This is a genomic window from Paenibacillus sediminis (genome assembly GCF_017873765.1).
GTDB classification, from domain to species: domain Bacteria; phylum Bacillota; class Bacilli; order Paenibacillales; family Paenibacillaceae; genus Paenibacillus_AG; species Paenibacillus_AG sediminis.
Window position 1 is genome coordinate 26,042 of record NZ_JAGGKP010000017.1, and the last position, 20,845, is coordinate 46,886.

20 protein-coding genes and 1 pseudogene are annotated in these 20,845 nt (G+C 42.6%); all 21 read left to right on the forward strand.

The window, feature by feature from the left end; genetic code table 11:
- The first annotated feature begins 66 nt into the window (after window positions 1–66).
- The 21 genes and pseudogenes from ctaD to J2Z20_RS17190 all read left to right on the forward strand — a co-directional run bounded on the left by ctaD (window position 67) and on the right by J2Z20_RS17190 (window position 20,719).
- Window positions 67–1,917 carry a cytochrome c oxidase subunit I gene (gene ctaD, locus J2Z20_RS17095; RefSeq protein ID WP_415640045.1) on the forward strand — a complete coding sequence of 617 codons (1,851 nt, stop codon included), beginning with the start codon at window positions 67–69 and terminating at the stop codon, window positions 1,915–1,917.
- Window positions 1,914–2,540 (forward strand): cytochrome (ubi)quinol oxidase subunit III, encoded by a 627-nt coding sequence (locus J2Z20_RS17100; protein WP_209853144.1) that lies wholly within the window; start codon window positions 1,914–1,916, stop codon window positions 2,538–2,540. The genes ctaD and J2Z20_RS17100 overlap by 4 nt, the downstream gene beginning before the upstream one ends.
- A 3-nt stretch (window positions 2,541–2,543) precedes the next feature.
- Window positions 2,544–2,867, forward strand: coding sequence for a cytochrome C oxidase subunit IV family protein (locus J2Z20_RS17105; protein ID WP_209853146.1), 324 nt, complete (start codon window positions 2,544–2,546; stop codon window positions 2,865–2,867).
- A gap of 106 nt (window positions 2,868–2,973) precedes the next feature.
- Window positions 2,974–3,891 carry a cytochrome c oxidase assembly factor CtaG gene (gene ctaG / locus J2Z20_RS17110; RefSeq protein ID WP_209853152.1) on the forward strand — a complete coding sequence of 306 codons (918 nt, stop codon included), beginning with the start codon at window positions 2,974–2,976 and terminating at the stop codon, window positions 3,889–3,891.
- Window positions 3,892–3,914: 23 nt separating this feature from the next.
- Entirely contained in the window at window positions 3,915–4,379 is a 465-nt protein-coding gene (locus J2Z20_RS17115) for a DUF420 domain-containing protein (RefSeq protein ID WP_209853154.1), read from the forward strand.
- Window positions 4,380–4,411: 32 nt separating this feature from the next.
- The gene (locus J2Z20_RS17120; RefSeq protein WP_209853156.1) at window positions 4,412–4,966 is read left to right on the forward strand and encodes a PadR family transcriptional regulator; all 555 of its coding nucleotides are present in this window, start codon (window positions 4,412–4,414) and stop codon (window positions 4,964–4,966) included.
- A 162-nt stretch (window positions 4,967–5,128) separates the two neighbouring features.
- Window positions 5,129–5,848: a hypothetical protein gene (locus J2Z20_RS17125; protein WP_209853158.1), complete on the forward strand. Its 720-nt coding sequence runs from the start codon at window positions 5,129–5,131 to the stop codon at window positions 5,846–5,848.
- Between the two features lie 53 nt (window positions 5,849–5,901).
- Entirely contained in the window at window positions 5,902–6,300 is a 399-nt protein-coding gene (locus J2Z20_RS17130; protein WP_209853160.1) for a GntR family transcriptional regulator, read from the forward strand.
- 15 nt (window positions 6,301–6,315) lie between these two features.
- A complete protein-coding gene (locus J2Z20_RS17135; RefSeq protein WP_209853162.1) occupies window positions 6,316–7,206 on the forward strand; it encodes an ABC transporter ATP-binding protein in 891 nt (296 codons plus the stop codon).
- 58 nt (window positions 7,207–7,264) lie between these two features.
- Window positions 7,265–8,167, forward strand: a complete 903-nt coding sequence (locus J2Z20_RS17140) for an ABC transporter ATP-binding protein (protein WP_209853164.1) — start codon at window positions 7,265–7,267, stop codon at window positions 8,165–8,167.
- A complete protein-coding gene (locus J2Z20_RS17145) occupies window positions 8,160–9,449 on the forward strand; it encodes an ABC transporter permease (RefSeq protein ID WP_209853166.1) in 1,290 nt (429 codons plus the stop codon). Before J2Z20_RS17140 ends, J2Z20_RS17145 begins: the two co-directional genes overlap by 8 nt.
- Before the next feature lie 237 nt (window positions 9,450–9,686).
- Complete coding sequence (locus J2Z20_RS17150) at window positions 9,687–10,427, forward strand: hypothetical protein (protein ID WP_209853168.1); 741 nt, start codon at window positions 9,687–9,689, stop codon at window positions 10,425–10,427.
- Window positions 10,427–11,572, forward strand: coding sequence for a hypothetical protein (locus tag J2Z20_RS17155; protein ID WP_209853170.1), 1,146 nt, complete (start codon window positions 10,427–10,429; stop codon window positions 11,570–11,572). Before J2Z20_RS17150 ends, J2Z20_RS17155 begins: the two co-directional genes overlap by 1 nt.
- Window positions 11,573–11,860: 288 nt before the next feature.
- Window positions 11,861–12,051 (forward strand): annotated as a pseudogene (locus J2Z20_RS18390) (IS256 family transposase); the annotation flags it as partial.
- A gap of 300 nt (window positions 12,052–12,351) precedes the next feature.
- Complete coding sequence (locus J2Z20_RS17160) at window positions 12,352–12,495, forward strand: hypothetical protein (protein WP_209853172.1); 144 nt, start codon at window positions 12,352–12,354, stop codon at window positions 12,493–12,495.
- 101 nt (window positions 12,496–12,596) lie between these two features.
- Entirely contained in the window at window positions 12,597–13,715 is a 1,119-nt protein-coding gene (locus J2Z20_RS17165) for a SagB/ThcOx family dehydrogenase (RefSeq protein ID WP_209853174.1), read from the forward strand.
- Window positions 13,716–13,718: 3 nt separating this feature from the next.
- The gene (locus tag J2Z20_RS17170; protein WP_209853176.1) at window positions 13,719–14,786 is read left to right on the forward strand and encodes a SagB/ThcOx family dehydrogenase; all 1,068 of its coding nucleotides are present in this window, start codon (window positions 13,719–13,721) and stop codon (window positions 14,784–14,786) included.
- A gap of 64 nt (window positions 14,787–14,850) precedes the next feature.
- Window positions 14,851–15,897, forward strand: a complete 1,047-nt coding sequence (locus tag J2Z20_RS17175) for a HesA/MoeB/ThiF family protein (RefSeq protein WP_209853178.1) — start codon at window positions 14,851–14,853, stop codon at window positions 15,895–15,897.
- A 789-nt stretch (window positions 15,898–16,686) separates the two neighbouring features.
- Window positions 16,687–18,039, forward strand: a complete 1,353-nt coding sequence (locus J2Z20_RS17180; RefSeq protein WP_209853180.1) for an MATE family efflux transporter — start codon at window positions 16,687–16,689, stop codon at window positions 18,037–18,039.
- 2 nt (window positions 18,040–18,041) lie between these two features.
- Window positions 18,042–19,691 (forward strand): hypothetical protein, encoded by a 1,650-nt coding sequence (locus tag J2Z20_RS17185; protein WP_209853182.1) that lies wholly within the window; start codon window positions 18,042–18,044, stop codon window positions 19,689–19,691.
- A complete protein-coding gene (locus tag J2Z20_RS17190; RefSeq protein ID WP_209853184.1) occupies window positions 19,691–20,719 on the forward strand; it encodes a serine/threonine protein kinase in 1,029 nt (342 codons plus the stop codon). Before J2Z20_RS17185 ends, J2Z20_RS17190 begins: the two co-directional genes overlap by 1 nt.
- Window positions 20,720–20,845 lie beyond the last annotated feature (126 nt).

A 20,845-nucleotide genomic window follows, 5' to 3' on the forward strand; every position in this document is an offset into this window, starting at 1 on the left:
AAGACTTATATAAGGGGGTACATAACCTTGGCTCATGCTCATAGTGTCAAGCACCACAAAGGCTTGATGGACTGGTTAACGACTGTCGACCATAAGAAAATAGCCATTTTATACTTGGTCGCAGGTGGTTTGTTCTTTGGCATTGGCGGTATCGAGGCCATGCTCATTCGGATTCAGCTTTGGAAGCCGCTGAATAATTTCGTTTCAGCTCAGACATTTAACGAATTAATTACAATGCATGGTACGACAATGATCTTCCTTGGCGTTATGCCAATTATATTTGCACTTATGAATGCGGTTCTTCCGCTTCAACTCGGGGCGCGTGACGTTGCCTTTCCTTTTCTGAATGCGCTAGGTTTCTGGACGTTCTTCTTCGGGGGACTGCTCCTTAACTTAAGCTGGATTATGGGAGGGGCGCCAGATGCGGGTTGGACAGCTTATACTCCGCTGGCATCCAAGGCTTTCAGCCCTACTCACGGTGTCGATTTCTATACCATTGGTATTCAAATTGCAGGTCTTGGTACATTGATCGGTGGTATTAACTTCCTCGCTACAGTGATCACGATGCGCGCACCAGGAATGTCATTTATGCGCATGCCAATGTTTACTTGGGCATCCTTTATTACTTCAGCAATTATCTTGTTCGCATTCCCAGCCATTACGGTTGGTCTTGTACTATTATCCTTTGACCGCCTCTTGGGTGCTAACTTCTTCGAAGTAGCGGCAGGTGGTAATCCTATTCTCTGGCAGCATATTTTCTGGATTTTCGGTCACCCAGAAGTTTATATCTTGATTCTTCCAGCTTTCGGTATTATCTCTGATGTCATTCCGACATTTGCTAGAAAACGTCTGTTTGGATACAGCTCCATGGTATTTGCGACGATCCTGATCGCATTCCTTGGATTCATGGTATGGGCGCATCACATGTTTACTATTGGTATGGGTCCTGTAGCGAATGCATTGTTCTCGATCTCAACGATGCTTATCGCTGTTCCAACAGGTATTAAAATCTTTAACTGGTTGTTTACCATGTGGGGCGGTCAAATCCGCTTTACGACAGCGAACTTGTTCGCTTCCGCATTTGTTCCGACGTTCGTTATGGGTGGTGTAACCGGCGTTATGCTGGCTTCTGCTCCTGCGGACTATCAGTTCCATGATACTTATTTTGTTGTTGCTCACTTCCACTACGTTATTGTAGGCGGCTTGGTGCTTGGTTTATTCAGTGGACTCTTCTACTGGTGGCCAAAAATGTTCGGACGTTTACTGAATGAAACGCTTGGTAAATGGACATTCTGGACATTTGTTATCGGTTTCCAATTGACGTTCTTTATCCAACATTTCTTAGGTCTGATGGGTATGCAGCGTCGTATCTTTACATACTTACCGAATCAAGACTTCGATACAATGAACTTGGTTAGTACAATCGGTGCACTTCTGATGGCCGTTGGCGTCATCATTTTCTTTGTAAACATTGTTATTACAATGAGCAAACCAAAAGGCGTGGCAAACGACCCATGGGAAGATGGACGTACGCTCGAATGGACAATTCCATCACCACCGCCTGAATATAACTTTAAACAAATTCCGCTTGTGCGCGGCCTAGACGCATATTGGAAAGAGAAACAAGCTGGCAACACAGAAATGACACCTTCAGAGCCTGTAGGATCGATCCATATGCCTTCTGCATCAATCTTGCCTTTCGTAATGTCTGTAGGTTTATTTATTGCAGGTCTTGGTTTCATGTTCAGCCGCGATGAGTTCTCGAACTCATTCTTAGCGGGTATTTTCAACAATTATGTTGTCGTTATCATCGGTCTTCTTATTACTTTCATTTGCATGCTGCTCCGTTCGGTCTTCGATGATCATGGCTGGCACATTGAACCTGAAGAATTAGAAGAGGAGGGAGTAAAAGCATGAGTTCAGCTCACGTAGATCATACACACGGCACTCTTCCGCATGAACCAGAGAAGGCGACGCACGAAGGCCGCAATAAAATTCTCGGCTTTTGGCTCTTTCTCGGCGGTGAATCGGTTCTCTTCGGTACCCTCTTTGCAACATTCTTAGCTTTGCGTAATCAAACTAACGAAGGACCGACGGCTCATGAGTTGTTCAATATGGGAATGACCGCAGCGGCAACCTTTATCTTGCTTACGAGTAGTTTAACGAGTGTATTCGCCATTCAAGCGATGCATCGCCATAAATTGAAACAGCTCGTTGCTTGGCTTGGTATTACTGTAGTTCTAGGTCTTGGTTTCTTGGGACTAGAAATTTATGAATTCGCAGAGTATGTACACAAAGAGCATTTTGGAATGACGACAAGTGCGTTCAGTTCATCATTTTATACACTTGTTGGATTTCACGGAGCCCACGTCTTGTTCGGTATTTTGTGGATATCACTATTGATTGCACAGTTGTTCAAAAAAGGATTAACGGTTGTTACGGCACCGAAAATTTACGTGTCTGCAATCTACTGGCACTTCATTGACGTAGTATGGGTATTCATCTTTACGGTCGTTTATCTCCTTGGAAAGGTGGGCTAACCCATGACTGTAGATCATCAACAAACAGATCATGATGTTATTAAACATGGTCACCGACACGAGGGACCTTACAAGCATGTCGTTGCTTTTATCTTCTCCATTGTGCTCACATTAATTGCTTTTGCAGCAGTCGCTGCTGGCGGTGTGAACACAACATTTACAGTGATCATTCTGCTTGTTATGGCTGTATTGCAAGTGTTAGTCCAACTAGGCTATTGGATGCACATGAAAGATAAAGGACACTTTATTCCGATTTTGTTCTTGGTTGGCGGTTTCTTCGTTGCTTTCACATGTGTCGTCATGGCACTTAGCTGGGTTTGGTGGTAAGATGATAAGAAGAGGCGGGCAGGTATTACTGCCCCCTCTTTTTTCGGTAATAAGGCTATGTCATAAATTAGACAGATTTACGAAGCCGGCTTAAGGAGGTTTGGACTTGCTGGGATTACAATACTTTAGCTTTACAGATTTATGGAGTCCACTGTTTATGGCTTTTATGCTGCTTATTATTGGCGGCTATTTTGTTGTAATTGGACCATTAAGTGAGAAATTTGAGGGTGCCGAACATGTCAGCCTAGGCCAAAAGGTTCTATTTGTCTCAGGAATCGCCATCCTTTATTTAGCACAGGGCGGGCCAGTTAGCTTGCTAGGACATACGATGTTTACGTTTCACATGCTTAGTATGGCTCTTTCATATCTTGTTGCTCCGCCTCTAGTCATGTTAGGCATTCCTGTATGGCTATGGCGTGCGGCGCTAAGAGTAAATCCTTTCCGGCGCTTATCATTTCTAGCAAGTCCGATTGTGGCGGCCGTATTGTTCAACGGATTATTTTCGTTGTATCATATTCCTGTAATACATGATTACGTCATGCTTCATTTTACGGCGCACAGATTGTACTACCTCATTCTATTGATTACTTCCGTTCTGATGTGGTGGACACTGATTAGACCGCTTCCTGAAGAAAAAGGAATTTCAAGCCTGAAGAAGATCGGCTACATATTCCTCAATATGGTGCTGCTTACACCGGCGTGTGCTTTAATTATTTTTGCAAAAGAACCGATGTATGCAACCTTCAGTGATCCGAACGCATGGGCAAAGGCGATGGGATATTGTACTTCAGGAGATCCGAGCGCTTTACTGCGTGCATATGGAGGACCTAAGTTCTTTAACATATTGGACACAACGGTTGATCAACAGGTTGGCGGGATAGTGATGAAATTTACGCAAGAGTTTATATTTGCTTCAATGATGGGCTATGTATTTTACAATTGGTATAAAAATGAGAATAATAATGATGATGAACAAGTGTTGCCTCGAATGGAACCGGCAGATCAGAACATCAGTCAACGATAAAGACAACTTTGAGGAGGATGAACATGGATTTATTTTTCGTGCTGCCTACAATCAGCACTTCCTTTATTGCAATCAGTGCCATATTGGTTGCTATTGGGTGGATTTTAATCATTAAGGGGCGCCGCGAAGCTCATAAGAAAGTGATGATTACAGCTGCGATAGCGGCCTTGCTGTTTTTCGTTATCTATATGTCACGAACCGTATTTATCGGTAACACGGAGTGGGGCGGACCGGACAAGCTTAAAATTTACTATCAAGTGTTTCTTATTTTCCACATTACACTCGCGACAGTGGGGGCTGTCTTTGGTCTAACTACACTCTTTTTAGCTTTCAAAGAGAAGTTTGCGAAACATCGGAAGTGGGGAAGAACGACTGCAATTATTTGGTTTTTCTCTGCGATTACGGGTATTATGGTATATATACTTCTGTACTTGCTTTATCCAGGCGGACATACGAAGCCAGTGTGGGAAGTTATTCTTGGGATGTAAAAGAGGAGCCGACTTATAGAAAGGATTTCTCTATGAATTCATTAGGTTATACGCTGCTTGGCATGATTGCAAGAAAGCCATCTTCAGGTTATGAGCTAAAGCGAAATTTAGAAGGCTTTTGGCATGTGGAATATAGTCAAATTTATCCTCTCTTATCCAAGATGGAGCAAGAGGGGCTTACAACCTATGAACTTGAAGAACAATCGGGCAATAAGCCGGATAAGAAAATATATTCAATTACAAGCAAGGGCCTCACGTTATTAAAAGAGTGGCTGCCTAAACCGCCAGCCCCTCCTGTTCAAAGAGATGAATTTTTGGCAAAAGTAAATACGATGTGGTTAACAGAGCCGTATACGATGAAATTATTATTTGAAGAACGTATAGCGGCGTTCAAGAAACAAGTTGCTCATCATAAGGAAGAGCTGCGGGTGATGGAAGAACAATTCGGAGATGGGGTTCAAGATTTGTCTTCTATATATTTTGGACGATATATGCTCTACCACCAGCGCCTTCGCCACGACCAAGAGGAAATTGCTTGGTGCGAATGGGTTTTATCCATTGTAAACAAACAACTATCTTCTAAATAAAATAACGAAAAGTCTGACAGGAAATCGCTGTTAGACTTTTTTTATTGTTAAATATTGACTTTGTATAGAACGCTGTGTATACTGTGTATATCAATATATACAGTATACACAGCAGCAAGATGTCTGTAACGCAATATTTAAATAAAAGCGGGGTAGATCCTATTGAAGACGTTACGTGATGCTTGGTTCATTACGGTCCAAGATTTAAAAAATGAACGCTTGTTCATTACATTTTCCTTTCTCTTTATGGTGTATATGGGCGGGATACTTAGTTTCATGATACGTACAAACTCAGATGTAGACCGGTTTTTTTATAAATCATTTATCGATTTCATGTTCTTTCTCTTAATTCCAATGCTTGGTTTTTATTTCTCGAGGCGCTCTTTTAAATATTTACAAGAAGATTCATATACGCAAATGCTCGCGTATTTTCGATCATTGCCGATTTCACTTCGCGTGGTTATGTACAGCAGGGTTATTCAATCCTTACTAGCGTTTGCAATGAACAGTGTAATTGTGTTCAGTATGATTTATTGGTTATCAGGCTTAAGCACCCAATTAACCATCGTTCAATATATCTCATTTACAATTACATGGATAGGGATTGGGCTTGCGATTACGGGCGTATATATTAATTTTGAATTTCTGTATAAAGGGAAAATATATTTGTGGTACACGTTATTCATTATGCTAGTTACGGCTGTGTTGGTTGCAGGGTTACACTTTCTTGGAATAAATGTGATGAGTTTAGTGATTGAATCAGCCCAAAGATGGGGAATGTTATCTCCCCTTATGTGGGGATCGGTAGTAATCGGACTGATCGTGCTTGCCATGCTGTGTAAGACTACATTAAATAAGTTAGAACGACGTGATCTATTATAAAAATGAATACCAAATTCATCCATATTACGTATTAGATGAGGTAGGTGCAAAGGGTGTGGATTCCCATTCAAATTAATGAACATAGCGCAGAGCCGCTATACCACCAAATTGAGAATCAGTTAAGATCGCTCATTATTAGCGGACAAATTGAGGAGGGGACTCTACTGCCTTCTATCAGAGAGTTCGCAAGCGGACTGAATTGCAGTGTCATCACGGTACGAAGAGTGTATCAAGATTTGGAAAATGAAGGGCTGCTTCGAACAAAGCAAGGTACAGGAACATTTGTAGCCAAAGTAGGCGAAGACACACGTGATCAATACCGTGTCACAGCCGTACAGGAGGCAATCGACCATGCTGTTGATGTTGGATTATCTGTTCATCTATCCAAAGAAGAATTAATGCGTTTGTTCACTGCAACATTAAATTTAAAATATAAGACTGATGACGAATAGGATGTGAAGGCAGGTATGGAACAGACTGTTATCGAATATAGGGGCGTACGTAAGCACCGCGGTCGTAAAATGATCGGACCCATTGATCTTCGTATTCCTAAGGGTTACGTTATCGCGATTGTTGGAGAGAACGGCTCAGGTAAAAGTACGATGATGAATATGCTTATGCAAATGGTCATTCCAGATGAGGGTGAGATCTCTTGGTTTGGTCAAGGCGAATTAAAAGAAATGACGACCGAAATGAAGCAGCAAATTGCATTTGTTCCTGAGCAGACGAGTCCAGAAGAAAATAGATGGACGGTAGACCAAGCAGTAAAGTTTCGTTCCTACTGGTATCCTGACTGGGACTCAGCCTATTATGAACAGCTCATGGACCGCTTTGGCGTGCCGAGAGATGTTAAGCTTCGCAAATTGTCTAAGGGTGAGCAGCGAAAATTCGAAATTGCGGCGGCATTAGCTGCACGTCCAAAACTTCTCCTTCTGGATGAACCGTCTTCTGGACTGGATCCTTTTGCTTGGAAGATGATGATTGATGAACTTCGTCTCTTTATGCAAGGAGGAGAGACAACAATTGTGATGAATACGCATATTGTTGATGAGGTGAAGAAGCTTGCAGATTACATTGTGATGATTCATCAAGGTCAGCTCATGGGGATGGCTGAGAAGGATAGCCTGCTCGATAATTGGAAAGAAGTCTGGCTAAGCACCGAAGAAGAAATTGCAGATGACCTGCCGGGTGTAGTGAGCTGGCAGCGGGAGACTTCTACTATACTTAGGGTACTAACAACAGAATGCCAAGCTTTAGAACATACACTCCATGAGGCAGATATTCAAATGTTAAAAATGAGAGGATTAGAGCTGGATGAAGTGTTAAGTCTATGGATTCAAGGACATAAGCCAGCGTAATGATGATGTTTACTTTTAAGAAGTGATGAGAAATGCGGAAACGAAAGGGAGATGAGAAATGGAAAGGTTGCAATTAAACAAAGTTGTGAAAAATTTTGCCGACAAGACAGCGGTAAATGAAATTAGTTTAAAAGTTGGCGAAGGGGAAATTTACGGTCTTCTTGGAGCAAATGGCGCAGGTAAAACGACAACGATGCGGATGGTGCTAGGTCTTATTTATCCTGACGCTGGGGAAATTCTGTATAACGGCAAGCCTTACAGCAAGGAACTCAGGCAGACGATGGGCTACCTCCCAGAAGAACGCGGACTGTATCCGAAAGTGAAAGTAAGCGATCAAATTATATATTTGGCACAGCTGCGCGGGATGTCAGCTAAGGATGCAGACAAAAGTCTGCGCTACTGGCTCGAACGATTTGAAGTTCCAGAATATTACGATAAGCGGATAGAAGAACTATCCAAAGGGAATCAGCAAAAAATGGGATTCATCGCTGCCGTTGTGCACAATCCACAAATTCTTATTTTAGACGAAGCGTTTAGCGGGCTAGATCCTGTTAACGTAGAGCTGCTGAAAGCTACGGTCAGAGAGCTTCGTGATCAGGGAACGAGCATTCTGTTCTCTACTCACCGGATGGAACATGTAGAGGAACTGTGCCGCAAGATCACGATTTTGCATCGTTCGAATACGGTTCTACAAGGGGATATTAAAGAGATTAAGAGCAGATATCCTAGGGAGGAAGTGCTGCTCTTGACGGACGGTGAAGTGAGCGGACTTCAGCAAATTGCGGGTGTCAAAGGGGTAGATCGTCTGGAAGAAGGATATCTCATTCATATATCCGATGTCTCTGCTGCACAGCAAATTTTGCGCACAGCAATGGAACAAACGACAGTTCAAAGATTTGAAGTGAAAGAGCCAACGTTAAACCAAATCTTTATTAGAACGGTAGGTGAATCCAATGAATAAATTGGGTACTGTAATTGCCTTTACGTATAAGAACAAAGTAAAAACAAAAGCGTTTCTCATCACAACATTAATTATGGCGATTCTAATCTGTGTCGGAGCTAATGTTCCTTATTTTATTCATTTATTTACAGAGGGTAAAGGTCAAAATAAAGCACCAGCATCGATCGGTATTGTGTACGCTGATCAGAGTGACATTGCAGAAAATCTTCAAAGCTATATAGAGCAGAGAAATGCGGGAAAATATCATTTTGTAAAAGTTGATAAACTCGATGAAACGACTTTAAACCACGATGTGAGTAGCGGAAAGCTGGATGGATATATTCAGTTTGTGAAGCAAGAGGGTTCGAATTTCCCCAACGTAATGTACACATCGAAGAAGGGCAAAATCGACTCCGCACTTGAGACGGATTTGCAAACGGCACTGCAGGGCATTAAGACGCAGCATATCGTGAAGCAATCATTGACGGATGCACAGCTTGCTGAGCTGAATACACCTGTACAAATCGCCACTCAAGGTGTAGACGATCAGGATAAAGACGGGAAAGCAGGCAGCTCGGAGGCTGTGAAAATTATGAATTACGTTGTTGTGTATGCACTGCTTCTCTTGTTCTTCATTTCTATTATTTCTACAGGCAATATGATTGCATCTGAGGTGACGACCGAGAAGAGCTCGCGCATTATGGAAATATTAATTACAAGCGTGTCACCGCTCAATCAAATGTTTGGGAAAATCATTGGGATGTTCCTCGTCGGTATATCGCAAATTGCTTTGTATGCGGTTGTCGCCGTCATTAATATTATGCTTCCGCATAATCAGCACTTGCTAGGTAACTGGCATTTAAATTTTTCACAAATCGGCTTAGATGTTCTTATCTATGGATTAATCTTCTACGTGCTCGGATATTTTCTTTATGCTGTGTTGTTTGCTGCGATCGGTTCGATGGTGAGTCGTACAGAAGAGCTTGGTCAAGCGGTTTTGCCGATTACGATGTTGGCGCTTGTAGCTTTCTACATTCCAACGTTCAGCTTAAGCACACCGGATACACTTCTGGTGAAGATTGCGTCCTTTGTTCCGTTCACATCCCCAACGACGATGCTTGTACGGGTCGGTCTTGGTGAAGTATCCACTTGGGAAATTTTTGTGTCGCTTGCTATTCTTGCCGTATCCATTCTCTTCTTCGGATGGTTGTCTGCAAAAATTTATCGCACAGGCGTTCTTATGTACGGTAAGCGCCCAACGTGGAAAGAGCTGCGCAAAGCGATGAAGGCTTATAAGATTTAGGATGTTACTTGCTCATTTCACATGTGAGTAATATTTACTATTGAGACCGATTATATTACCCATCGAGAATTTTATATTAGCAAATGAGACAGAAAATATTTAACCCAGTTGAATCAGTCCTTGATCCTGCTGGTTTTTTTTTTTTACAAGGTTTATAACGTAAGATTAGTGATCAAAATTATTAATATAAATAATTATATAAACGATTGGCATTTTGCGAATTTGAGGTGGGAAGAAGTGGACTGGCTAAGCAAAACCTGGATAGAAGAGGACGAAATTTTTGCTCCAAAAAGGAAGGTGAATAACAGAGGAAGCCAATGGTATCCTCACATCATCGGAAGTTTCTACAGCTATATAAATGGAAGACCTGTTGGGTATGAATCGCTTAACGAAAGAATGTTTTACGCTTATCTAGAGCTTGACAGAGAAGTAGTACGATATTATGTACAACCTATTCAAGTGTTAGTATCAACCGGAGGAAAGGAGTGGCATCATGTACCCGACACTTTGGTTTTCCGACAATGGAGTCGTCCACTTCTGTATCAAATAAAAGAAAGTGAGGAAGACATTCAAGATGAAGTGACTCAAATTTGTAATAAGGAGTGTGAATTGATAGCAAAAATGTATAGTTGGGATTATCGAGTAATATATCCCAAAACTCTCCCAGCTCCTTTACCCCATAATATTAACTTCCTAAATGGCTATCTTAGAACTTGTAATTATTATAGTGAGTGGGCGGATAAAGTCATTCTACGGCTTAGCTACATAGGCCCTTGTTCAGTAGAAGTTCTTTCACAAAGTTTTATGGATGTAATTGATCCTCTTCATATTAAGCCACTTGTGTATCACTTAATAGCACATGGTTACTTTTTAATTGATGTTCTCAAAACTATAGGCTCTCAATCCATAATTACTGTCAATTTTGAAATGAAATCCGCGTTATCCATTAAAGAAGATTTTAAGGGGGAGTTGTTCTAATGAGTATCAGTCAATTACGTATACATGGAGAGTGTGAGTTGTTTGGAAAATTGCATAAAATTGTATCTATAAACCCTCCTCATATTTGGCTAAAGAGGCCAGATAATGAAACATTCTCAATAGAGTATTCTTCGTTAATCACAAACCCTTCTTTTAAACCCTTAAGATCAATGATTGTTACGAAAAAAGACAGCATTCCTTTTGATTCTCAATTGGCTAAGTTGAAGCCTTCAAAAAGAGAGGATGTTAGCAAAAGATTTGAACTGATAAAACCTTTATTATTACTAGAACAGATTAAGTGTGGCGATATGCAATCACTTATTCAATTTAAAGACAAATACTTATTTCTTATGGATGATAGCACTGAAGATCTTGAGAAATTGAGTCAAGATGAGCTAATAAAGAGGATTAAAAAGAAAAAAGGATCATCACGATCATCTATAATGAGGTACCTTACAGCCTATAAAAGTAATGGTGAAGAAGGATTAATATCAGATAAAGGTTCGGGAACAAATAAACGTAAGGATAATCTCAAGTTAGTTATAAATGACCCTGATGACCCTGATATTATTTTAGATACATTGACTGTAAGACTATCATCAAAGCAAATAGAAATTTTAAAAGAAGTTATTGAGAATGAATATCTGACTAGGCTAAAGCCTTCAGTCGCAACTATTCATCGTTCTGCAAAAAATAAATGCATGGATAAACAAGAACCCGAAATTAAATACATTACGATATGTCACATCATTGAGAGGATTTCTAAGAGGGTGAAGGAAACCCGCAGAAATCCTTCTAAAGCTAAACGAACTTATGATGAAGTTGCTAGGGGATATGCCGACCGAGAAGCATTAGGAAGACTTGATATTATCCAGATGGATCATGCCAACCTGGATATACCAGCAGTTGATGATATTACTGGATTAGTCGTTGCAAGACCCTGGTTAACCCTTGGTTTGTGTGTACATTCCAGAGAACCTTGGTGTGTGCATCTATCAGCGGAAGGACCGAGTGAGAATGTGGTGAGGAAAGCGATTAAAAATGGTGTCTCTCCTAAAAATACAAGAACTCTATATGGAACACAACAAGAGTGGGGAGCATCAGGCATACTAGGGCTTGAGAAAAGTCTTAGTTGTAGACGTTAGTAATACAGAAGGTCTCAAATGAACTCGCACAAAGTCTTGTTCGTTGCCATTAAATCGGCAAATTTTATTTCCCAATCCCCTCCACGCCAATGGAGGTTATTTGGTGTACAGAGAAAATTAATAAAAGTTTCTTGTAGTCCAGCCAAGACACCGAGGCTTGACAAACATTAGCTGGTTTTTTTTGTGTTTCGGTACAAGTTACCGAATGCGGAAATAATACAAGAACATAGTCTGCTTACGATTAGATGGTTATCAATCAGCAGTCTATTTTGACTTATTGACTAAAACCTGTTAGAAACCGAGTTTTATGAAGAGTATGATCGTATTGGAATGCATTTACGAAATCCCCGTAACGGTGAGTATAAACAGCAGACGGTAGGGCTGGACAAGCATTCCAATGATACGCTAAAAAAACCTCTGTCATCCACATGTTTCAGAAGGGGGTGAGCATGACAGAGAGTATGGATTTTTCTGAAAAACCTCGCCACTTGTTGTCGTATTAGATTTGATCAAACCCGAGCGGAGATCCTGGATATGTTCTTTATAAAAACTAGCATGAACTTCTACAAGACAGGGAATTCATTTACAGATAATTCTTTGATGATCGCGATATTAAGCCTACCATTAAATCAGAATACATATTAAAAAAATATTTTGAAATATATGTATTATTATGTTATTATTCAGGAACAAACATATAAGTCATAAACTGGTAAAATTACCACATCATAGATTAAAACCAAACTATTAACTTTTTTATAAGAAGGGAGGGATTAAGAATGAAAAATCAAGAAATGGAACCTATTTCCGTTCAGAAGGTGAATGTCGAGCTGGAGAATGTCCTCAAAGTTGAAGACTTTGTCATTGAGGAACTTCCTTCTCTTCCATTGGCATTGGAACAAGGTGATTGGTCATCATGGTAATTAATCAGCGAATTAATATGAGGTAAAAGTTTATAGTCTAGGGGCTGTGTAGTTAAGTCCCTAGACTTACTTTGTTACAAGCTATTGGAGGAGGGATGATTATGTCTTCGCTAAGCCATACGCGCGTTTTACATACCCATGCATCTATTCGCTTTGAGCCTCCTATGACTGGGGAACAGAGTTGGCTTATTACAGTTAGTACGCTTCGACGGCGATTCCGTGCATCAGTACCAGCTTGTGCTCTACTTGTATCATTTTTGGGTGGACGAGTTGTAGAAGATGCAATCGCAGAAGTGGCACCGCTCTTGTCAGTCGATCAACAGCTTCTTGAAACGCTAGTCAGTGAACTTATAGAAAATGGATTATTGGTCGATCCTACCACCGAGAATCATAATTGGGCACTGCAAATCAAGCAACGCTGGTCATTCTACGGTTGGCAAAAGGCTGCAGACTATCAAATCGCATCCTATAATTATCCATTCGTGGATTATGCGACAGATGGACGATTAGTGGATGTTGCTAGAATGGAAGAGTATTCTGCAGTAGAGCTTGATGTGAATCGAATGAAGCCGCCCATGAAAGCTTCAAAGATCTATCCGGTTATCTCCGCCAGTGAAGCAGTTGGTGAACTGACAGAGTCGTTTGATCGCGTTTGGCATCAGGATTGTAAAGGGCAACAACTTGATGGGGAACGACTCAAGTTACTACTCTCTACGCTTTTTGGAGAGTTTCGGCAACGAAAGAAGTCTTCTCCTAACCGAGCGGATCTGATTCGCAAGACCAGTCCATCTGGTGGGTCTCGACATCCGACTGAAGGGTATGTTTTCGTACAGAACGTTGTTGGAATGGATCCTGGAATTTACCACTTTTCCGTGGCTGCTAATGCACTAGAGCGCGTGGGTTTTTTGCCAGACGAAGCGGTGTTGTTTGAACTATTCTCTGGACCCGTTCGAAGAGCGCAGTTTAAGCCAGAAGCATTCCTGGTTATGACATCCTGTTTTGAACGAAACATGTACCGATACAGGGAGCCGCGCACATTTCGAACAATCTTTATGGATATCGGTCACTTATGTGTAACTATGGAGACTGTGGCAGACGCACTGGGATTGCGGTGTCAGTTTCATCATTCAATTGATGATCAGGATATAGAGTCTATTATCGGGCTTCATCCCCTTGAGGAAGGCGCGATGTTTGGTGCAGCATTGGCAGGAGGTGTGTAAGTGATGAATCCAGAATCATTAGAGCAAGTGAAGGATGAATCTCAGATTCAGAGAGGATGGAGTCCGCTAACAGCAATGCGAATGCATGTAGATGAAATACAAAGCGGGTACTTAGAATTTGAGAACCCACTGTTGCAAAAACGTGTTCAGTTGAGTCGATCCGCTGCACTTGAGTTGCTGAAAGGTAGTTTGCAGAATCCAAGCAATCCTGTTGGGACTACTGCGGAGCGGTTGCGCGAATTTGGTCTGCTTGATGCACCAGAATTACATCCCGAGACAGCTGCGGGTATAGAACATTGGCATAGCCGCAATTGGAATGATTCATTAGGTTACTATTTATGGTCTCGGGTTAGGGAGTTTGCTGACAAGGTTCAAGACTATCGTACCCAGAATCGTATAGTTTTGCAGGATTACTTGCAGAAAGATGGTATTCCGCCATTACATAAGCGGGTAGGTGAAAAAGCTGAATCACTCCCTAAGCCGCTACCTCTTCCTGATATATCTTTGGGTAAGGTATTACATCGCCGCTCGGCCACGCGTCGTGTTCCGGCTCGATACTTTGAACATGATGTTTTGAGTAGTATCCTTTTTCATGGTACGCAGTTAATACGCAAGAATCGGAAGGTGCCTCCAACAGAGGGGAATAGGAAATACTTAGCTAGCTTTGGATGCGCGTTTGATATTTACCTCGTTGTTTACGGAATTGCTGATATGGAGCCGGGGATTTACCTTTATGATGTAGAGGATCATGCTGTAGAACTTATCATACCTGGTGAGTGGCGTGAGCAGATGACTGCTTGTCTGTACGGGCTGAAATGGCCTTTGACAGCTGGATGTACGCTACTTTACGTTGCTGAATATGAGCGATATCAATGGCGCTATCGGCATGAACGAGCCCTTCGCAACTTATTCATTGATGCCGGGAGAGCGGTTCATTATGCAATCCTATGTGCCGCTGCTTACGGAAAGTTGACATCACATACACCGGCTGTGAAAGATGCTTTAGCCGCAGAGATACTAGGGCTTGACCCTACTCGTGAGCAAGTCCTGTACACATTAACACTGGCCTGAGGAGGTATTTATGCAAGACATTCAAACCAAAGTTCTGCGGTTAAGCAAGGGTTGGGACTATTTGTTGAGCGGAGAAGGTGCTCAAATATGGTCGCTCCCAACTCAGCGACGCTTTCTTTTGCATGGATCTACTCAGAAGTTTCGGCAACTGCTAGAGTTGCTGAAAAGTGGTCTCCCAGTCGAAGGAGCCATTAACAGACTAAGCGAACAGACTGGATTTAGCCTAATGCAGGTCAATTCAATTGTCAAACGTCTATCTGATCTCGGGGCTATCGTAGAAGGAACTCCTACTCTTAAGCCAACGGGAAGTCTCTATGAACGCCAACAGTGGTTCTTTGATCAATGGGAACGAGACGGAGTAAGTGGAAGTGAACTCGATCTACGTCTACGTCGGAGCAAAGTATTGGTGGTAGGCGCAGGAGGGATTGGTAGCTGGATTTTGTTGAACTTGGCTCGTATTGGCATTCAGCACATTGTGGCGGTCGACCCTGATTACATTGAAACCAGTAATCTGCCTCGACAGATTCTATACACTGCCCAAGATGTAGGAAAGCTTAAAGTTGAGGCGGCGGCACGAAAATTGCAAGAGGTGGATCCACAGATTCGGTATGAAGGACATGCGCTCTACGTGGAGGAGCCACAAGATTTAAGTCCCTTGCTAGATGGGGTTGACTTGGTAGTAAACCCGTTTGGAATCGTCTCAAGCCGCACTCGGAGTGCCGTTGCCAAGGCGTGTCTTGATAACCGAGTTCCCGTTCTGTTCGGGGGACAGTGTGTAGTGGGACCGCTGTGCGTCCCCGGCGAAACAATTTGCCATCAGTGCATGCTAGAGTATGATGTAGGAATTAAGGAAACATTGCAAATGATCAATGATGTTGGATGGAGAGCACCACAAACGCCCTTTTCGCCAGTAATGTCTATTAGTTCTGGACTAATTGTGTTTGAAGCAGCACGTTATCTGTCAGGCAGTGAGCGACCTCGTAGTCTTTCAGGTATGTATATGGTCGACCCCTATAATTATAAAATAACATTCAGACCGGGTGAGCGAAATAAGCGGTGCACTGTCTGTAGTCATATTCAACCGTCAGATATTCTAAAGGGGCACCTATAAAGGGAAAGCCTTAACTTTTAGGGTTTAAGGTACTTACTTTTAAGTTAACCAGAGCGTCTCGCGCTGTAAATTGTCAACACACAGACGTTCTAATCACTGTGTGTAACTAGATTACCCATGGCAAAGTGATCCTTTTAGATTTAAAAAAGTGGCTATCCACCAGTACTTGATCCAACCCGTAAAATCCACGTGTTTCCGTTTATTTGAAACATACACTTGGCGCTTGTCTTCCATCGGTGCAAACATCATAACAAACTGACGTCGTCGTAGCACTTATATTCATATTTCGCACGATTAGGTTCCAAAGCGGATATCTAAGTGAGTTGCTGCTTCGTTTTATTAAATCAAACTAATAAAAACATAGGTTTATGGAGGTACTGACAGTCACCCAACACACCCTCCATACGAGAAACAAGCCCACTTTATGCTTCAAGAATGCGCCTTTATTCAATAAATGTTTTTAATTCTTCTTGCAAACTCAGTGTACTATTACCCTTAAGTGCGAGACGGCATCGACGATTTCCAGTTTGACTAAGTGATCGGCAAGCCAACGAACGGACTATCGGTTTATAGTTCGTTCGTTTATTGCGTTTTAACGAAACTCGAGTCCATTACAACTTCGTTTCAGATATAATCAAAAATCCTCGCAGGCTGTTTCAGTAAGGGGAATAGTAATGATAGACATTTTCATACACCCGGCGATGTCTAGAACCGTGAAATGAAAAAATGTTATTACTTTTTGGAATTAAAAGAGTGCAGCCCTGTTAGTCGTAGAAAGGAGGAGGTTACATGACAAAAAAAACTGGTAAGCTAAGTGGTTACCAGGAGATTTTGGCCATATCGCTCCCTGTACTAGCTGGCTCGATAACGTCCATGCTTATTGGTGTAATCGACACAGCCATGATGGGCAGGTATAGCATAGATGGTTTGGCAGGTGTTGCGGCGGCAGCAGCTGTTTTTAATATCTTTTCGAATATTGTTACAGGAGCAATGATGGGGCACCAAGTATTGGCATCTAGGCGGTTTGGGGCTGGAACACCCAATCAGGTCGGAGTTTCATTCCGGCACTCTTTAGTATTCGCGGGAGGCTTTGCGCTGATTGGCGTAATAATTCTTCTTGTTACTAGCAATTGGTTAATGTTATTGCTGACAGATTCCAACGACGTCTTAAAATCTGGAACAAGTTACCTCTACGCTCGATCTCCAGAGCTTTTGATCATGGTTCCGGCTATGTTGATACAGAGCACTTTTAATGCAGAAAAGCAGGCCAAGTGGTCGATGTATACAATGATATTGGTTGCGTCAACGACTGTGATATTTAACTATCCACTTATCTATGGAATGGGGGCATTACCTGCACTCGGAGCGATGGGATCGGGTCTTGGTAGTGTGCTAGCACGTACTGTTGGTCTTTTATTCTTACTAGCAGTGGCTTACAAAAAGAACCTGTTTAAACGCATACGGCCCCATAATTTTCGCTTTCAAGTAAAAGAATTTGCTCAGGTTTGTAATATTAGCTTGCCAGCTATATTCTCCGGAGCATTTGACTATTTAGCCAACACTTTTTTCTTCATTATTATGGGTATGATTGGTAATTTTTACCTCGCTGGTGGACGTATTGCCTTCAATCTAATCATGATCTTCTTTTCAATTGCAATGAGTCTCTCAATGGGGTGTCAAATCTTAGTAGGTCGCTCGTGGGGGGCTCGGAATCTGAGTATGATCCAGTTTTACGTAAGTCGGTGTCGCTTGCTAGTGACAGTGATTTTGTCATTGCTAGCGCTTCCACTGATCGTGTGGCCGCAGGGAGTGGTAAGTATTTTCACTTCTTTTACCGAAGTTCAAGAAGTGACATTGGGTGCGATACAAATCATTGGCCTATGTGCACCGATTTTAGCCCTAGCCTGTACCAACGTCAGCGCGCTGCGGGGAATGGGTAAAACAAAGTGGGATATGTACACCAACGTGCTACCTGGATACCTCCTTAGGCTTCCTATTGCTTGGTTGCTAGGAATTGTTGCTGGATGGCATCTGACGGGGCTTTATATTGGTTACATTGCCTACTGGCTCGGCAGGCTTGCCATCGGACAGATAATGCTCGTAAAAGCCATGAAAATAACAGAAGAACAGGTGGAGAATTGAGCATGATGATATTCAATGAAAAGGAGTTTGTTATTTCAGAGCCACTACAACATCTAGTAGCGCGTATATATAAGCTCTATCGTGAGAAGCAGCCAGTCGGGGCCTCACTTTGCGGCTCTGTCCAATGGGATAGAGCAGAAGACCTCTCGGATCAAGGTCTGGCCGATTATGCAGAAGCTTTGAAATCGTTAGCTACAGATGTTTCAGTGTTTAAGTCCAAGGCAATTGGATTGACAGACCGAGTGGTGGCGGAGGAAATTGGTCGCTTTGTAGAGGAGAAGTTATACCAAGCTTCTGTACAACGTCTATACTATACGAGCTTTATGCCATACTTTCAGCTCATTGCAGCTTCTCTGCTACCGTTTTCACTTAACCCCCCTCTCCCAGAAGCAACTGACGAACGGCTTTCCGAACGCCTCCACGCTGCACAAGGCTGGTTGGACTTGGCCGCTAGACGTCAGGAGTTGGGATTCATTGTTGCTTCGTCTGACGAGGTATCCGCCGCACAGAACTTGGCTACGGCGATTGTAGAATTTATTAGGCTCAGGGGGACTATATCGAGCCGGATTGCTGGTCAGGTCGATCAATTATGTTCAAAGCTCCATCGGTGGACTGTTGGACTAGAGGGAGCTATTTTACCGAAGCGTGGGTTGCGTCCAGAACATCTAGAGCATTTATTATCCAATTGCTTTGGAACTGGTCAGTCAATGTCCTGGTGGGCTAATACTTTAACTGAACGTATGTTTGTAGATTTAGATAACTTTGCCCACATAGAAAAGGAAGCAGGGACATTTCAGACACTTAGCCAGCTTACAGATTGGGATTTTGTTTCCGAATGGGGAATGGAACTGGATGATCACCTAGAAACTAATGTAGTAAATAATGATCCATCAAGTGTTCTAAATTGGCTTCACTCCGTGTATCGGCATTTGAGATCTAAAGCAATGGGGACATATGTTCATACCACAGCACCAACTGCTCGTATTGAAGTAGGGAACCGTCTTCTTTCCTTTCTCGCTACGGAAGTACTGTATTTGCCGTTATCCGAGAGCGGACAAGAGGCACGCATGCTAGTTTCGCCAATGATTGTATATCGCAACACGCCAATGAATTGTCGCTTCCGTCTCCATACTGCATTGGCAATCGCTCATGAACTTTGTCCAGGACACCATGAGCATGTGTGGCGTAGAACCTATGGAGTAATGGGGCCATACCTCGACTGCTTACAAAGTAGCGTTGGACTGGAGGGATGGGCAGTATTTGCAGAGGGCATCATGGCAGATTTATCTCCTAAGGGGGCTCTGGAGATGCATTATTCGCGGATACGCCGACTTATGCCATCTGCAATCGCGTTGACGTTAATGGAAAAAGGTCGGGATGTTGCCAACATTTTATTACAGGATATTGCTAGTCATTACCCAAGCATTGTCAAGGAAGGGATGCGCTATGGTGGTGGACTTGGATGGGCATCACTACCATATGCAGTGGGATTGGTTGAGACAGAGCGAGCATTGGAGCAAATGAATTCTGCTTACCCGAAGGGGGAGTCTGTCCCTGCAATTACGGAACGTTATTTATCCCAAGGTCCTATGACTCCTTGTCTGATCGCTCGCCTGGCTACACAAGCAGGACCACGAGAGGAGAGAAAATGATGGACTTCACAGCGACATTAGTGAGAAACATTGAACAAAAGGCAATGATTTCCGACCGCTATGTTAATCCAAAGCTGCTGATGGAGCCGCCACAGGGGTGCCCTTCCTTGTTGTTTAAAGCTAAGGATGTCGTGACAGGCAAATCGGTTGTAATGAAGTTTCTCAATCCAGGTGTAGAAGATCCATACTGGCGAGCGGCTTTTGAGCGAGAGGAGCAACTACTGAGTGAACTAAAAGGGAAGTCCTACGTGGTGGAACTTTTAGAGAAGAACTGTACCTTACAGTTAGATTTAGCAAGTTCCGGCGACACAGAAACGCCAGTAAGTCTTCGCTTTTTACCACTGGAGAGAGGGGTAAAAGATCTCAGTGAATATATAAAATCACTTGATAGGGAGCCTTTGCACACTTTACAACTCTTTCGGGAACTATGTAGGGCGGTAGAGGAACTACACAAGCAAGGAATTAGCCATAGGGATCTGAAGCCGAGCAACTGTGTCTTGTTCCAGGATGGGAGCTTAAAGCTGATCGACTTTGCTCTTTCTTATCGAGAAGGGAATTCGGTTCTGTCACAGGGCGAAAGGTATACTCGATGGTATTCTATTTTCATTCCTAATCATCTATATGGAGCCCCTGAGTTGTACTGTGGCTTTGCTTTTACACCTGCCCAGTTTCCTGTGGCGGATTTTTTTCAACTTGGGGCGATCCTTTTTGAAATGTGGACTGGGTTGCAACTCATGAAATTTTTGTATCAAAGGGACTTTATGCTAGATATCGGACATCTGTTCTGTTATATCCAAGATGAGCGCAGGAGGGATAATTATAGAAATGCTATCCAAGTCATAAAAAAGAAATACCCTTTGCCTAACGTGATCGAGTTAACAACTGGACCTTGGAGGCAAGTGGCAGAGACAATCAATGAGGTGTACCAAGCCATGGCAGAGTTGGATTACGATAAACGTTGCACCGATTTTGATTGGGTACAAAATCAACTGGGTAAGGCGATCGACCAGCTCATGGTCGAGCAGTGATGTGACAAAATGAGCGCTATATGCGAGGTTCACCCTATTGCGGACTTCCTCGCTACTCTAAATGGAGTAAATGGACTGCGATTTTTTATGGAGAGGCGGGCATGATGAGCTGGTTAGCAACGCGAA

What these genes read in the sequence shown, in the direction of transcription:
- J2Z20_RS17140 (WP_209853164.1), top strand. Translation starts at nt 7,265, where the DNA reads ATGGAAAGGTTGCAATTAAACAAAGTTGTGAAAAATTTTGCCGACAAG.
- J2Z20_RS17160 (WP_209853172.1), top strand. Translation starts at nt 12,352, where the DNA reads ATGAAAAATCAAGAAATGGAACCTATTTCCGTTCAGAAGGTGAATGTC.
- J2Z20_RS17180 (WP_209853180.1), top strand. Translation starts at nt 16,687, where the DNA reads ATGACAAAAAAAACTGGTAAGCTAAGTGGTTACCAGGAGATTTTGGCC.
- J2Z20_RS17145 (WP_209853166.1), top strand. Translation starts at nt 8,160, where the DNA reads ATGAATAAATTGGGTACTGTAATTGCCTTTACGTATAAGAACAAAGTA.
- J2Z20_RS17155 (WP_209853170.1), top strand. Translation starts at nt 10,427, where the DNA reads ATGAGTATCAGTCAATTACGTATACATGGAGAGTGTGAGTTGTTTGGA.
- ctaD (WP_415640045.1), top strand. Translation starts at nt 67, where the DNA reads ATGGACTGGTTAACGACTGTCGACCATAAGAAAATAGCCATTTTATAC.
- J2Z20_RS17190 (WP_209853184.1), top strand. Translation starts at nt 19,691, where the DNA reads ATGGACTTCACAGCGACATTAGTGAGAAACATTGAACAAAAGGCAATG.
- J2Z20_RS17120 (WP_209853156.1), top strand. Translation starts at nt 4,412, where the DNA reads ATGAATTCATTAGGTTATACGCTGCTTGGCATGATTGCAAGAAAGCCA.
- J2Z20_RS17185 (WP_209853182.1), top strand. Translation starts at nt 18,042, where the DNA reads ATGATGATATTCAATGAAAAGGAGTTTGTTATTTCAGAGCCACTACAA.
- J2Z20_RS17170 (WP_209853176.1), top strand. Translation starts at nt 13,719, where the DNA reads ATGAATCCAGAATCATTAGAGCAAGTGAAGGATGAATCTCAGATTCAG.
- J2Z20_RS17165 (WP_209853174.1), top strand. Translation starts at nt 12,597, where the DNA reads ATGTCTTCGCTAAGCCATACGCGCGTTTTACATACCCATGCATCTATT.
- J2Z20_RS17100 (WP_209853144.1), top strand. Translation starts at nt 1,914, where the DNA reads ATGAGTTCAGCTCACGTAGATCATACACACGGCACTCTTCCGCATGAA.
- J2Z20_RS17135 (WP_209853162.1), top strand. Translation starts at nt 6,316, where the DNA reads ATGGAACAGACTGTTATCGAATATAGGGGCGTACGTAAGCACCGCGGT.
- J2Z20_RS17115 (WP_209853154.1), top strand. Translation starts at nt 3,915, where the DNA reads ATGGATTTATTTTTCGTGCTGCCTACAATCAGCACTTCCTTTATTGCA.
- J2Z20_RS17105 (WP_209853146.1), top strand. Translation starts at nt 2,544, where the DNA reads ATGACTGTAGATCATCAACAAACAGATCATGATGTTATTAAACATGGT.